Source organism: Moorena sp. SIOASIH (genome assembly GCF_010671925.1).
Lineage (GTDB): Bacteria > Cyanobacteriota > Cyanobacteriia > Cyanobacteriales > Coleofasciculaceae > Moorena.
The window spans coordinates 892,273-907,148 of the sequence record NZ_JAAHIH010000005.1 but is presented as its reverse complement, the minus strand read 5'-3'; the positions used below and the strand labels follow the sequence as shown (position 1 = coordinate 907,148).

Below are 14,876 nucleotides of genomic sequence, written 5' to 3'. Positions count from 1 at the left end.
TCATCCAGTTCTCTCGGATACGCATACTACACGAAAACCATCAAAGTAGTTGCGGATGTCGCGCCTAACGATGAGGCTGCGAAACGCAGAACGGCAGCTATAAGGAATGTCGAACCATGAGCCGCCACGCAGGACAGAATACGAGCTTTTATCCTCTTTTTTGGCTGAATATGGCTTATTTTCAATCTTGACATTTTCCGCTTCATTCTTATCAATCCAAGCACTGCCATCTGTGGGCGCACCTTCGTAGTTATCATGCCAATCATCTAAACACCATTCCCAAACATTCCCGTGCATATCATATAACCCAAAGGGATTCGGAGGAAATTCACCCACAGGGGTGGTTCCCTTGCTTCTTTCTCCTCGTGGTTCATCCCGATAAGTTCTTGAGGCGTTGTAATTGGCTAACTTTCCGGTAATTGTCTGTCCAAAGTAAAAAGGTGGATAGGGTTGTCCTGTTTGGGACAAGGGGTTTATTAATCTACCAATCAAATTTGAGGTTCTTTCGAGTATAGATTGTTGAGCTGGTGTTTTATTTCTGGTCTCATCCCTTTCGAGGTTAAGGGGTTCTGTGAAACCTCGACAAGCATATTCCCATTGCGCTTCAGAAGGCAGTCTATACTCCCTTCCTGTTAGCTTAGAAAGCCGGTCACAGAACTCTACTGCTTCATACCAGTTGATCCTTTCAACGGGGCGCTTCTCTCCTTTAAAGCGTGAGGGGTCTGGATCTAAGTCTCTCTCGACTTTCAAGTCTGTCATTAATGCGATCGCCTTCCATTGGGCTTGAGTGACGGGATATTTCCCCATAAAGAAGGGTTGGAGTGTGACATCATGTTGGGGACGTTCACGACTACGGCTATCTTTTTCGCTTTCAGGGGAACCCATTGTAAACGTTCCTCCAGGGATAGCCACCATTTCCAGTTCCACATTATCGGTTAGGGTTTCGGTGAAGTAAGAGGCGGTGTAGGTTGTGGTTTTAATGATTTCTCCCTGATGGTTAACAGTCGGGGTTTCAAATGTCCACTGTGGTAATTTCTCTTCATTCTCGTCTGGCTCCTCTTCAAAAACAGTGATGGGGACTTCCGCTTCAAATTCAAAAGGTTCTAAGTTGTCAGTGAGATCAACTTTCTCCCGTTTCCGTTTTGCGACTTTTGCTCTGAGTTCTTGTGCTAAATTGGCGTATTCTCCTGCCCAAGTCCTGAGAACTGCTGCTTTGACTTCAGCAAAATAGAGGTCTCGATCCGCAGCAAGACCTGGAACAGACCCGGCGGGGTTGGGAATCAGTGCTGGAAAATCCCGGAGACTACCATAACGGTGCTCTATGAAATCTCCAATTTCCCTCCAAATCTCAGTGGTGCGTTGAACTGGACTATTTCCTAGCAGTAACTCCCGAATTCCCGGACGAAATTCATACCAAGTTTCGGGAACAGTTGCCTGCTCTGGCCCCAAGGAAGACTTTTGGATAAGACCACTAAAAAAAACTTCTGCCAGATGCCAGTGTTCGCTATCGGGTAAAAACCACTGTTGTGCCAAGCGCATCACTGGAGGAATCAGGGGAACAGCAGCCAGAACTTCAGCAAGTTTTCGGGCTTTGGGACTAGCATTGGCCAAGAATTCTCTCAGTAACTGTTCGGGAGGGCGTTGCTGAATTGAAGTATGAATGCGCGAGCCTCTGGTTTTGGTCAAGCCCCCTAAATCCCCCAACTTTGGGGGACTTTCAGAGTTTTGTTCCCCCCAGAATTGGGGGGCTAGGGGGTTGGTCAAGCCCCCTAAATCCCCCAACTTTGGGGGACTTTCAGAGTTTTGTTCCCCCCAGAATTGGGGGGCTAGGGGGGCGGAATCATACCCAGAATCAGCAACGCCTTCGGTAGTTTCCGCCACTGATTCAGGCTGTTCCGACCTTTGCTTTTTAGGATTGGTTGTGGCTGTTTCGGGCTGATGCTGTCTAATTAAAACCCCTTGAATAGAATTGCTGCCACTCCCGGTGGTAAAATTCGCCCAAGTGCTAAAGTGGTTAACGGATAAATTGAAAATGGGAAATTGATATAACCTAGCAGTTGTACGAAGCCTAGCTCCTACTTGTAACATGGAGTTAGGGGACTCTGGCTGACGAGCAATCAATGGTCGTTGAATTGCCTGATCTAGACCTGTGCGCTGCCATAGGGTTTGAGGAAAAACATGGGCAATACTAACAGGATGCTGTTCTCCTAATTCTGCTAAAACCTCAAAGGCTTGACCGGAATACCAAGCTTTTCCCAAAGTATCCGTTAACGCAATAAAGAGTCGATGTCCTCCTGGTGCCATCAGGCTACGAACATCCCGTTCAATACGGTCAACACCTGAAAACAATTGGGGGGTAGGTTCTGTTGTCTGGAAGTGCCAAATCCGTACATCCCGGAAAAACCCTTGCCAGCGAAAAAGCGTTGCCACCCCTTCCGCTAAATCTCCCCAAAATGCCATTGAAGGGGATTGGTCAATCAATAAATGTACCTCAAACCATCGCTCTAGGGGAGAACGAAATGCCAGCATTGGCAATCCATTGGCTTCGGCTGTTTGTTCAACGGTTGCATCAATATCCAGTTCATTGGCTAGCAGTCCAGAAACACGCTTAGATAAAGGCAACAGTGCCTTACTGATTTCCCTAGGTTTCGGTAAGGGAAAGGGATCAGGAACACGAATAGGAGAGCTGTAATTACTGGAGGATGATTCGGGTTTTTGAGGGGAAGTCGGGGCATGGTCGGACTGTTTAGGATAAGTCCTAATCGGTATCTTTTGTTCTGCTTTTTCCCTTCCTGAGGGAGGACTCTTTGGATAATCTTCTGACGGATTTTCAGTGGATGATTCCGGATCACAATGGTGTACATCCTCTGGTGGTTTGATGTCTTGAGACAATGGAGGAGCAACAATACGATCTAAGTGAGCCAAGCACCAGATCAGCTCTGCCACTTCTCTATCATCTTGCCACCATTGATTTGTTTCACTCACCATTTCCCCCTGACCTCACAGTGATTTGAAGATAGTATTCAATACATCTTTCCGTGTTTCTTCAGTCAGGTCATCTCCTTGTAGTAATAAATAGATGGCATTCAACAATTGATCCGTTGCTAAGGTTGTGTCTCTTGCCTTAATCCGTGTCAAAAATTCCTTGATTAATTTCCGAGCTGGCTGATCCAGTTGCTTTAAATGGGTGGCATCAAAGCGGTTTTCTAAAATTTGATAGAAACCCTCTTCGGTATCAGGTTGCTTGAGAGATAACCGTAGACATCGGCGTAGAAAGGCTGGTGGAAACTCCCGTGCTTCATTACTGGTCATCAAGACTAAGGGAAACTCTTGACATTGAATTAATCCTTTGTCAACCGAAATTTTTTCATCACTATCATTGCTTTGACTGCGGTAAGGAAGTACCTCTTGGGAGTTACGTTTTAAGCGACTCAGTTCTGGAATCTCAAAAAATCCTTCCTCAAATATATGTAAGAGATCATTGGGCATATCAATATCACTCTTATCAATTTCGTCAATTAACAGCACTGCGGGTCTACCGGGTTGAGATTGATGAAATGCCATACCCATTGGTCTTAATCTTAAATAGTTACCAATGTCAGGCTCTTTTATTCTCTCTGTGTTACCAACTTGTTGCCTCAGTAAAGACACTTCTTGTAATCGCCCAATGGCATCGTAGGCATAGAGACCATCTTTCAAAGTAGTGCGAGAAACAATTGACCAGCGGTAAGGCCCCGGTAGTCCCAGTTCAGCTGCTACTGCATAGGCTAAGGATGTTTTGCCGCTACCGGGATTTCCTTCAATCAGTAAAGGGCGACGTAAACACAATGCGGCATTGACCAATTCTACCGCTTGCTTGCTCGGAACAAACCCCAATGCCCTTGGATTAATCTTTTTTACGATGTCTTGGGTATTTTGTGATTCTGCTTTTTCACGCCATTGCTCAACTGAAAGACCAAAGGTGCGCCAAGGGGGGGGCGGTGGAATACGACTCAGATGCTGTTGTTGGTCTTCTGGGGTTGGTAAACTTTCCGCACTGAGGGTTAAGCCCTGGTAGATGCGAGGATCCTGCTGGTCAGATGTTGGGTCTTTTGGCATTTTACTATATAGCAATTCTACGACTTGTGAGGTATAAATTTCTGGTTTTTAGGGAGCAGCGATGCAGCGATGCAGCGCGGTCTTGGGGAGGCAGTGCGGTCTTGGGGGTCTCCCCCATGAGCAACTGCCGTGGTTTCCCCCATGAGCGACTGCATCAAGACGGGAGCAGGGAGCAGGTAAGAGGTAAGAGGTAAAAAATAATGTGTACCTCATAGCTACGATAAACGCTATAGATGGTCGGTATTTAAGGGTCTACAGCGTTGGGAAGGCTTCGGATATAAATCATCCCAGAGAAGGGTTACCTCCAAACCGTTTTTCTTTTTTCGTAAATCACGTATTTTGTTAGGCCAATTTTGCCATTCTGAGAGGTTTAGATGCTCTCCTTCAATCAGAGGTTGGTTCACGTTCCGACTCCAGACCGCAATGGGTAAAGCCTCTTCAATTCTTTCTAGATCGGAATCTGATGGATCTGTACCCATATAATAGATATCATCCCCTTCAAATTCCCCAGGGACACTGGGTTCAGTTACTGAATTATTTACATCATTCCATAACCCTTGCTTCTTGACTTCAATCTCATCACGAATCTCAAGAAAATCTGGATCAAAATATCGTTCAAATGAGTTGATAAAAATTGGGTACTCTTCACCCAGCGGTGTTAGTTTTCTCCCTCGCTTAAACGTAATCTTTTCCAATGGTGTTTTGAAATAGTCGAAGGGAAGAAAATACTCAATTGTTAAGTTAACTCGTTCAGGTAAACTATAACGAGCCTTGCGAATTAAGTTGGGCAAAATCTTTTCAAGATTAGTGTATAAACTCTCACTCTCTTGCTCAGAGACACTCTCTTCACTTTCCCGAGGTTCTAACCGTATCTTTTCTGCAAACCGACCAAGTGGTAAATCCTGACTTTCAAGCCAAAGATTCATACTCAAAAGTAAGGCACCAGACCCTTGTCCTGTACCATTATCATTATCAACCTCTGGTTCAATCTCAACTTGAAGTCGCAAATTTTCTTTCTTAATCAGTTCTTGAAATTTTAAATCAGCTTTTTTAACAGATTCTTGGATTGTAGAGAGGTTTGCGTCTTCTCGATATCTTATAGCTTCCTGTTGCCAATTTTTAATAGTATTAGCAAGTCTCCTCAATTTGTAATCCTGTTTAGAAAATCTTCGCCGACACCATTCTGCACAAGCCACTAGAGGGCATATTCCTCTTGAAACTGGTTTTTGTCCTAATTCAGTCAGTCTTTTTTTTATTTCTCTACAATCCAGAATAAATTCGTCGTCTAATACAAGCTTTTCAATATTTTTAGAACTTAAAATAAAGGAGTTAACCTGAAGTAAGCTATCTTCTGGGTGTTTCTTTAATCCAGCAAAAAGTTCGCTAATAAGTTCATCTTGCTTTTCTTCCCATGTTTGTATAGTCTTAGGCATAATGGGGAATAATTGAGCAGATTTTTCAGAGCCAGAAGCTGAGTATGAAGCACGTTGCTCTGAGGAAATAATCTGATTAATTTCGTCAACTAGATAGTCTAGAGGAATATATAAATTACCGTTGTTTTTACTTAAGTAGTTTTTACTTAAATCGTTAATAACTTGCTCCAACCCCCTAGAAAATACATCTTCTTTGGCTGTATCTTTGGCACGACAAGCCGCAATCCCATGAACTGCGATACCGGCTCCTTTTACCGGTTGGTATTTCTGAACAACTTGTGTAGTAAATTTCGATACATCACTTATTCCGACCCCTGAATAACAAGTATCGATAATATACAGGATTTGTTCAATTTTAACTCCTTCGTTGTTCAAAGGACGAACTAAATCTTCTGTTGGCAAGGATGTTTGAGGAATTTGATTGTAATTAGTCTCTTCCATCAAAAGATAATGTCTATCTCCTTGGCAATATTCACCATGACCGGAATAGTAAAAGATTACGCGATCGCTCTCACATCGTTCTTCATGCTGAAGCCAGTATGAAAATTGTTTGATTAACTCATCTTTCTTCGGATTTAAACGAAGATTCGTCAAGGCTTCTTCATATCCAAATTTCTGAGTTAATAAATCAACAACTCTCTGTAAGTCTGTCGGCACACTATCTAAGTTAAGTACATCCTGCTCGTTGTAGTTGCTTGTTCCACAAGCGATTAAATAATACCTGGGTTTTCCCGCCATATCCCTCGTCTACTAATCAATCAAGCCCAACTTAATAGCTTCTCCTGTTTCAGATGCTGTGAAATAGTTACTGGCATTGTGAGCATCAGATCTATTATAAACAAGCTTATCTTCCACTAACCCGTCAAATAAAGGATTTAATTCTTTTTCTAAAGCAACAATATCTCCCGCATCCGCAATGTTTATCCACTGTTTTACACTTCCCGGCCAAGACCCCAAATTAGAGACCGGTGAGGGTTCCAAGCGATCAAAAATCAGCCCTTTTATCCCCAATGGGGAACCTAGAGTCACAAAAACGTCCACTGACCATTCTGGGTGTTGGCATAGGGCTTCGTAACAGACAACTGACCCCAGAGAGTGACCAACCAATACACGGGTATCCTGATCTATGGCTTCCACAATGCGATCGCGAATTTGCTGTCTTAACTCTGGGTTATGCAAATAACGACCAACTTGCTTCAGAAAAGAAATCACGATTTTCTCAGCAACACCACCAAAAAACCTAGAACCACTTAAGGCATTTAAAGCCTTTTGAACACGTCTGGGTGTTGCCTTTTCTCTGGATAGATCGGCTGAGCCTTTAATATCATCTTCTACTTTTGCTGCTTCTTCCCACCATTGCAGGAGGAGTTCCTTCTCCCAATCCGAGTCAATATCACTGGCGTCATAGTTAGGTATCCCCATTGCTGATTTCGAGCGACCTCTGAACAGGTCTCCATAAAAGGCACAGTGGAATTCATGATCGGAATCTAATCTAGCTCCAACACCCTTCAAACCATCTTTGAGGGCTGGTAGCCACTGAGCATGAATTGTATGACTACCTCTAAATTCTTGATTAATCCCATGAACACCCACAATTTTAGCCATACCATTACCTCCCTATCTGTATAAGGATGTGCTCAAATACTCTAATATCAAAGAGCTTCCTCAGCAACAGGTGCTGTACCAAAGCTACCAACTCCTCCAGCAACTTTAGAAACCTTGTTGTTATCGAGAAAGTTCTGAAAACTTACCCGATAGTAGTATAGCGCTACGCGCAAGTCTCAAGTGAGAAGTCAGAAGTCAAAAGTAAGCTAGGACTAGGTTTCGGAGTTTAGAAATGTCAAACATCTGAATGGGTAGTGTTATATAATCAGTATCAGGAGCAACGCCAGGACCGAGGATAAGTTGTGGCATCCTTGAAATCTGCTGAAGTGGAGATTTCGACCAACATCAGACCTGGCTGGTCATTACGCCCCCAAATCACAGCGCTAGTTAAGGTGACATCTCCAGACTGTACAACGTTGATAGGACCCTTAGTAGACTCTGCGGTCACTGGTTTGAGCAATTGAGTGCCTAAAATTACACTGGCACCAAGGCTACTCAGTGCTACCAGTAGAATTTTCCCTAGATTGCTAGCGATCGCTAAAACTTGAATTAGAATGCCGTAACTGAAAGTTACGTTATCAGTACTGTAAGCATTCAGCGGTCAGCGGTCAGTGGTCAGCGGTTAGTCGTCAGCTTATTTTATTCAAAAGCATCGATTGCGCTACGCGAACTAGCTGATAGCTGATAGCTGATAGCTGATAGCTTACATCAGTAGTTTCCCTGCCATAGCTAAAGCCTGGATTAAAATCCAGTAAAATTTATATGATCAATGGTTAAAGAAAACAAAAGAAAAGACTTGTACTTTACCAAACATCGTAAACTAATTCAAAAGTGTAACCACCAGCGGCAGGATGCGGTTTGACCCTTCAGGGGTGACAACAAGGCATTAAATTAGACAGGGTGTAGGGTGACCGGGTGTGGGGTGTGGGGAAAATAGAAGGGAATTTGGAATAACCCCAGCAATTTCCTTGGCCTTTAGGCCACGCTGTGCGAACGGTCCGAAACCTGATTCAACCGTCTCTTCTTGATGCAATAGCGAGTGGTTTTGGGTCTGTGTGCGGAACCTGCGTCCGCACCGCTGTTTGCCCCGTGGAAACCCCCTTTGGCCGACTGCATCGCTATCAAACTGGCCAGCTCCTGATGTTTCCCCTCCTGGGAGGGGTTAGGGGTGGGTTCCCTACACCCAAAACCCCACACCCCACACCCAGTAAGGTTTTTAACGCTGTTTGTCACCCCGTCAGGGTTTGACCCTTGGCGGCAGGATGGGGCTTGGCGCGCTGCTGGCGTAGGAATTCCATTCACTATGGAAAACCCACTTGAGAACCCCTGTGCAAAAGCTGGGGGGATGAAAACAACTTAGGGACTAAATCAGGTTAAGACCTAGAACCAAAACTATAATTATAACAGGGAATAATCTACCAGATGATATAAATAATTTACTCGTATTTTACTTAAAACAAGCAAATTGTTTAGACAATTTGGCTTGCTTTTGGGTTAGATAATTTTACAAACTAAACTTGTGATTACTAGTTGCGATTGCTAGTTGTGATTACTAGTTGTGATTACTAGATAGTTTTCGATGCCAGTAAGTTCAAATAGTTCTTAGATACTTCTTATATACTTCTTAATAAAGTACTTATTATCAAGCTCTCAGTAAGTGATTTCCATTAGTCCCATGACACTAAACCAGGTTTTAGGGTTCTTGCTCATTGTTACCGTCTGTCCTATCTTAGGTGGACTACCTCTGATTGCCTGGATTACCTATGTACTGACCAGGCATAACCTAGCCCAGGTCGGTACTGGTAATATATCAGTTTCAGCCGCCTTTTACCACGGAGGAAATCTGGTTGGTGTCTTGGCAGTCCTCTCAGAGGCAGGAAAAGGAATTGCAGCAGTCTTACTAGCTCGCCACTTCTTTCCCAGTGAATCAGCCTGGGAATTGATCGCTCTAATCATGTTGGTGTTAGGTCGTTACTGGATAGGCAAAGGTGCAGGGACGACCAATGTCACTTGGGGAGTATTATGCCATGACCCCATTCTGGCATTGCTAGTATTTTTGATTGGAGGGATTAGCTTTACCATTTTCCGGAATCCCAAACATGGCAAACTGGTGATTTTAGTCTTGTTCCCCGTGATTCTGGCTCTATTGCATCCCCAGGATTTCTCCAGAATTGTAATTGCCACCATCTTGAGTCTATTATTAGCTTGGATTTATCAAAAAATTCCCGATGACTTAGACCTTCCCAGTGGGCAAACTCAAGCAGAATCTAAGAGAGTGTTTCATTTTTTCCAAGGCGATAGTGCCGTAATTTCTCTGGACACCAAACTAGACCGTAAAAAAGTTGGGGAAAAAGCTGCCACCCTATCCCAGCTCAAGCGTTCTGGTTACTCAGTACCTGTGGGCTGGGTACTCCCTCCAGGTGATGATCCAGAACCCCTGCTCAAATACCTACCCGTTTCTGAATCTGAACCCCTGGTAGTGCGTTCTTCCGCAGTAGGAGAAGATTCAGCCCAGGCTTCAGCCGCAGGGCAGTATCAAAGCGTGTTGCAGGTGACCAGCTCAGCGGCACTACTGGATGCCATTAATCGAGTCTTAGAGTCTTATCGTAATCCAGTAGCTGCACAATACCGTCGAGATCAGCAACTGCCAGATTCAGCTATGGCTGTGCTAATTCAAAAACAAGTCAAGGGGGTTTTTTCTGGAGTTGCTTTCAGTCGTGACCCTATTTCCCAACAGGGAGAAGCTGTTGTGGTCGAAGCCCTACCTGGATATGCTACACAAGTTGTATCGGGTAAAGTAACACCAGAGCAGTACCAAGTTTATTTCAAGTCAGGGAAAGAAGAGGATTCAGCAGAAAGTTTTGCCTCCTCACGGATTGAAGGTAGTGGTGATGTCCCTCCAGCCTTAATCAAACAAGTGGCGCTCTTGGCACGTCGGTTAGAAGACTATTACCAGGGTCTTCCCCAAGATATTGAGTGGAGTTATGACGGTCAAAAACTTTGGTTATTGCAAGCACGACCTATAACTACTCTACAACCAACCTGGACTCGTAAAATTGCTGCGGAAGTAATTCCAGGAGTAATCCGACCCCTAACTTGGTCGATTAATCGTCCCCTCACCTGCGGTGTTTGGGGAGATATTTTTACCATAGTGCTAGGGAAGCGAGCTAAAGGAATGGATTTCACCGAAACTGCTACGCTGCACTATTCCCATGCTTACTTCAATGTTACTCTGTTGGGGAAAATTTTTCGGCGTATGGGTCTACCCCCAGAAAGTCTGGAATTTCTGACTAGGGGAGCTAAGTTTTCCAAACCACCAATGAAGACCACCCTAAAAAACCTACCTGGTTTACTACGATTGCTTGGTCGGGAATGGCGTTTAGACCAAGACTTTGAAGCGGATTACCAAACCCACTTTCTACCCCTATTGAATCAGCTCTCAGCAAGAGCCCAGTCGGAATTATCTCCAGTGCAACTCCTAGAACGCATCGACAGCATTTTAATGGTGTTGAAACGAGCCACCTACTATAGTATTCTTGCTCCCCTTAGTATGTCTTTGCGGCAGGCAGTACTCAAGATTGAGGACAAACAACTAGATAACAGCAAAACTCCAGAGGTCGATAGTATGCGAGCCTTGGCTAGGATAGCAGCAGATGCTCGGCATTTATTAAGCCACGAACAGGTTATCTATGACAGTGGAGCCTCTCTGTTTGCCACCCTAGCAGAAATCCCAGATGGTTCCAGCATTTTAGAGCAGTTTGACCACTTTCTTGAGGGCTATGGTTACCTTAGCGAAGTGGCAACCGATGTAGCAATTCCCCGCTGGCAAGAAGACCCCCGAGCTGTTAGAAAGCTGTTCGCTCAGTTTCTAGCTCATCCACTGCCCCAATCTCCAAAACCTAGAGGGCAAAACTGGAAAGCTGAAGTGGTACAAGCACGGCTGGATCTCAAAGGTCGAGTAACCCAAGTCTACTCTAAGCTGATGGCTCACCTACGCTGGAGCTTCTTGGCTCTAGAGGCACGCTGGCTGCTGTTAGGTTTACTAGTTGAACCAGGGGACATTTTTTTCTTGGAGTTACCCGAAATTCGCTCTCTAGTAGGTAGTGATAACCAGGAACTCAGACAACAGCTTCCAGAAATTGTGCAACAACGGCGCACTAAATTGACACAGGATGCTCAGCTGACTACCGTACCTTTCCTGGTTTATGGCAATAATCCTCCCTTACCCGCTGAGCCCAAACCTTTAGCTGGGTCTGAGCAAGGACTGCTACAAGGCATTGGTGCCAGTTCTGGACAAGTAGAGGGTTTGGTAAAAGTTGTGAAAAGCTTGCAAAGTGATATCACTATTGACCAGCAAACCATTGTGGTTGTACCCTACACCGATTCCGGTTGGGCACCATTACTCGCTCGTGCTGGTGGCTTAATTTCTGAAGTAGGGGGACGTCTGTCCCACGGTGCCATTGTCGCCCGAGAGTATGGTATCCCAGCCGTAATGGATATTAATCATGCCACTGATATATTACGAGATGGTCAGCGGGTCAGGATTGATGGTCAGTTGGGGACAGTTGAGGTATTGGACTAGTACTGCTGTACCCAATTAAGAATTAAGAATTAAGAATTAAGAATTAAGAATTAAAAATTATGAATTATGAATTATGAATTCAGTACTAAACACCCATAATTCTGAACTTAATTAAGTTGCAAACCGCTAGATATTTTAAGTAAACAACTAAATAAAAATCATAAATAAAAATTATTAGTTATAGCAGTCGCCAGGGCAGGCGCGGACATGACAAAAGTCTCAAAGCTAAGTAAGCGCAAGAGTTTGACTTCTGACTTCTGACTTCTGACTTCTGCTATATGTTACCTCTTATATCATGTTCAGATAATCAGTTATAAAAAACCTAGCTTCCTTATGGTAGGTAATCTCTATTCTCATCCCCTGTTCCCTGTTCCCTGTTCCCTGTTCCCTATTACCTACTATTTATAACTGTTCAACCGAACATAATATTAATCCTTACGGTTTCTCTACTCTTAAGTAGTTTGGTACTGGGGCAATATCAGTAAAAAGCATTTGTCATAGTAAATTCGTCATGAGACCTCTTGCAAAATAAAATAGTTTTCTGATACTTTTTTGGTGAATTATTGTCCACTATTACCTGTTCCCTGTTCCCTGTTCCCTGTTCCCTGTTCCCTGTTCCCTGTTCCCTAATTCTGAAATAATTATATGGTAAATTAAGTCATAATTGTCCCATCCATCAACCACTGATACCGATACTCTAACTCGACTTTCATTAAAGGGTAATTCTCCAATATTTCATCCTGAATAATAATCTTTTCTGCTGCATCTCTCGCCAAATTCAATACCTCTTGGTCTTCTACCAAACTAGCTAGAGCAAAATCTGCTAACCCGGATTGGCGCTTACCTAAAACTTCCCCAGGACCACGAAAACGCATATCCATTTCAGAGATAAAAAAGCCATCTTGGGACTGTTCTAATACCCCCAAACGTTGTCTGGCTGTTTCAGTATTAGAACCACTGACTAAAAGACAATAAGATTTGTCAGAACCTCGACCGACACGACCCCGTAATTGGTGTAACTGAGATAACCCAAACCGTTCTGCATTTTCAATCATCATTACGGTAGCATTTGGTACATCTACACCCACTTCAATCACAGTAGTTGAAACAATAATTTGACTCTTGTTATCCCGAAAAGCACTTAGTGCTTTATCTTTCTCAGCTGAATTCATCCGACCATGAAGTAACCCAACCTTAAATTCTGGAAATATACTCTCAGACAGTCGTTTATGCTCTTCGATTGCTGAGCGTACATCTAATTTTTCCGATTCCTCAATCAACGGCAATACCATATAAGCTTGCCTTCCTTGAGCCACTTCTCGACGAATCAGGTCATAGGCATGTTTCCTCTCTTTACCCTTTAGCACAGTGGTCTGAATCTTCTGACGACCAGGGGGTAATTCATCAATCTGACTCACATCCAAATCCCCGTGGAGGGTTAGCGCTAGGGTTCTGGGAATTGGTGTGGCGGTTAGAGTCAGCACATGGGGAGATTGACCTTTTTGCTGTAAACGAGCCCGTTGTTTTACCCCAAACCGATGCTGTTCATCAATTACCACTAAACCCAAACTGTTGAAGTTGACTGGGTCTTGAATCAAAGCATGGGTTCCTACCAACAAAGGAAGTTCTCCCGTTTCTAGCTGGGAATGAATTTTTCTACGCTTGGAAACTTTAGTGGAACCTGTTAGTAATTCAACCGGAAGATGTAGTAAATTAAACCAATTTACTAACTTACGATAGTGCTGTTCAGCTAATACTTCAGTGGGAGCCATCAGAGCTGCTTGGTACCCCGATTGGATGGCGGCTAGAATAGCATAAACTGCCACAATAGTTTTACCGGAACCGACATCTCCCTGGACCAACCGATTCATGGGTGTTTCTGATTCCATATCCTTGAGAATTTCATTGATGACTCTTGTCTGAGCCCCGGTTAATTCAAAAGGAAGCAGTTGATTAAATTGGTCAAAGAGTTTACCAATCGGAGCCATGACCGCACTGCTTTGGCTTTTACGCTGAGCTTGGCGGCGCTGGAGAAATCCGAGCTGTAAGTAGAAAAATTCATCAAAGACTAAGCGCCTTCTGGCATCGGCAAGGGTGTCTGCATCTTGGGGAAAATGAATGTTTGCGATCGCATCAGAAACCCCCATCAACCCATATTCTTTACGAAAGGTTACTGGCAAGGGTTCCTTAATCAAAGAAGTGTAGGGAAGTGCAGCAATTATCGCCCGCCTGACCAAGTCGGCTGGTACCCCTTCGGTTAGGGAATAAACTGGTACAACTCGACCTATTTTCATCGAGTCAATGGTACCCCCTGGATGCTCTAATACTTCCAGTTCCGGGTCTTCTAGGGTAATCCCATATTTATTTTTCTTTACCAAACCCGAAGCAGCTACCACTGCTCCCACTGGATACCGCCGCTTTTGTTGATACTGCCAGCTACGATTACTGTAACGAAAGCCAGCAAAAAAACGACTGAGCTTAATTTGACCAGTAGAGTCTTTTAAGACTATATCTAAAATAGTTAATTTTTTATTACGGGGGCTACTGAAGCAGTTACAGCGCTTCACCGTACCCATGATAGTGACTGTTTCACCAGGTACTAAGTCAGCCATATTAACCTGACGGGCATAGTTAATATGATCACGGGGGTAGTAATAGAGCAAGTCACGCACTTTGTGCAGACCCAGACGTGCTAAATACTCACTGTTTTTACTACCCACCGCTGCCAACTTAGCCAGTGGTAGGTCAAGGTTTTTTTTACTACCAAGCTCTGATGATGCCTGTTGTTTCTCCACCAAGGGCTTGGTTTTAGGCACTCTGACCATAGGATGTTCTGTTTGAGATTTATCTTCAACTAAACGGCGTTGAGTATTCTGCTGGAGGTTATTGAGAAAGCGGCGAGTATCAGCTACCAGATGTTGCCGTTGTTGTAGCGTCATCTGAGAATAACGGGCAAACTGATTGCCGATGTCCTGCCAACGCTGTTTCTCAGTTGATGTTAGGACATTAGGAGTCTTACTAAAACTGAGGCAGAGGAATTCACTAAAGCGGTATTGATTCCCTTCCAAATCAGTAAAGCCAACTCTTGCTTCTACCGACAGGGCTTTTTGCAATCGCACCCAATCTGGTAATTCGGTCATTGGTCATTGGTCATTGGT

General features: G+C 44.0%; 7 protein-coding genes. 1 reads left to right on the top strand and 6 read right to left on the bottom strand.

Annotated features, from left to right (window positions below):
• The 5 genes from F6J90_RS31125 to F6J90_RS31105 form a co-directional block, all read right to left on the bottom strand.
• Positions 1-2,988 carry a formylglycine-generating enzyme family protein gene (locus F6J90_RS31125; RefSeq protein ID WP_293102737.1) on the bottom strand — a complete coding sequence of 996 codons (2,988 nt, stop codon included), beginning with the start codon at positions 2,986-2,988 and terminating at the stop codon, positions 1-3.
• A gap of 12 nt (positions 2,989-3,000) precedes the next feature.
• Positions 3,001-4,098 carry a MoxR family ATPase gene (locus F6J90_RS31120; protein WP_293102734.1) on the bottom strand — a complete coding sequence of 366 codons (1,098 nt, stop codon included), beginning with the start codon at positions 4,096-4,098 and terminating at the stop codon, positions 3,001-3,003.
• Positions 4,099-4,115: 17 nt separating this feature from the next.
• Positions 4,116-4,241: a hypothetical protein gene (locus tag F6J90_RS31115; protein ID WP_293102731.1), complete on the bottom strand. Its 126-nt coding sequence runs from the start codon at positions 4,239-4,241 to the stop codon at positions 4,116-4,118.
• A gap of 84 nt (positions 4,242-4,325) precedes the next feature.
• Positions 4,326-6,269, bottom strand: a complete 1,944-nt coding sequence (locus tag F6J90_RS31110; RefSeq protein WP_293102728.1) for a caspase family protein — start codon at positions 6,267-6,269, stop codon at positions 4,326-4,328.
• Positions 6,270-6,281: 12 nt separating this feature from the next.
• Positions 6,282-7,136, bottom strand: coding sequence for a hypothetical protein (locus tag F6J90_RS31105; protein WP_293102725.1), 855 nt, complete (start codon positions 7,134-7,136; stop codon positions 6,282-6,284).
• A 1,675-nt stretch (positions 7,137-8,811) separates the two neighbouring features.
• Here F6J90_RS31105 and F6J90_RS31100 point away from each other — a divergent pair.
• Complete coding sequence (locus tag F6J90_RS31100; RefSeq protein WP_293102722.1) at positions 8,812-11,718, top strand: glycerol-3-phosphate acyltransferase; 2,907 nt, start codon at positions 8,812-8,814, stop codon at positions 11,716-11,718.
• 653 nt (positions 11,719-12,371) lie between these two features.
• On the opposite strand, the gene recG is transcribed toward F6J90_RS31100, so the two are convergent.
• Complete coding sequence (gene recG / locus F6J90_RS31095) at positions 12,372-14,858, bottom strand: ATP-dependent DNA helicase RecG (protein WP_293102719.1); 2,487 nt, start codon at positions 14,856-14,858, stop codon at positions 12,372-12,374.
• Between the last annotated feature and the right edge of the window lie 18 nt (positions 14,859-14,876).

Excerpts from the sequence above, each read along its gene's own strand:
- F6J90_RS31125 (WP_293102737.1), bottom strand. The coding sequence starts at position 2,988 with ATGGTGAGTGAAACAAATCAATGGTGGCAAGATGATAGAGAAGTGGCA.
- F6J90_RS31120 (WP_293102734.1), bottom strand. The coding sequence starts at position 4,098 with ATGCCAAAAGACCCAACATCTGACCAGCAGGATCCTCGCATCTACCAG.
- F6J90_RS31115 (WP_293102731.1), bottom strand. The coding sequence starts at position 4,241 with ATGGGGGAAACCACGGCAGTTGCTCATGGGGGAGACCCCCAAGACCGC.
- F6J90_RS31110 (WP_293102728.1), bottom strand. The coding sequence starts at position 6,269 with ATGGCGGGAAAACCCAGGTATTATTTAATCGCTTGTGGAACAAGCAAC.
- F6J90_RS31105 (WP_293102725.1), bottom strand. The coding sequence starts at position 7,136 with ATGGCTAAAATTGTGGGTGTTCATGGGATTAATCAAGAATTTAGAGGT.
- F6J90_RS31100 (WP_293102722.1), top strand. The coding sequence starts at position 8,812 with ATGACACTAAACCAGGTTTTAGGGTTCTTGCTCATTGTTACCGTCTGT.
- recG (WP_293102719.1), bottom strand. The coding sequence starts at position 14,858 with ATGACCGAATTACCAGATTGGGTGCGATTGCAAAAAGCCCTGTCGGTA.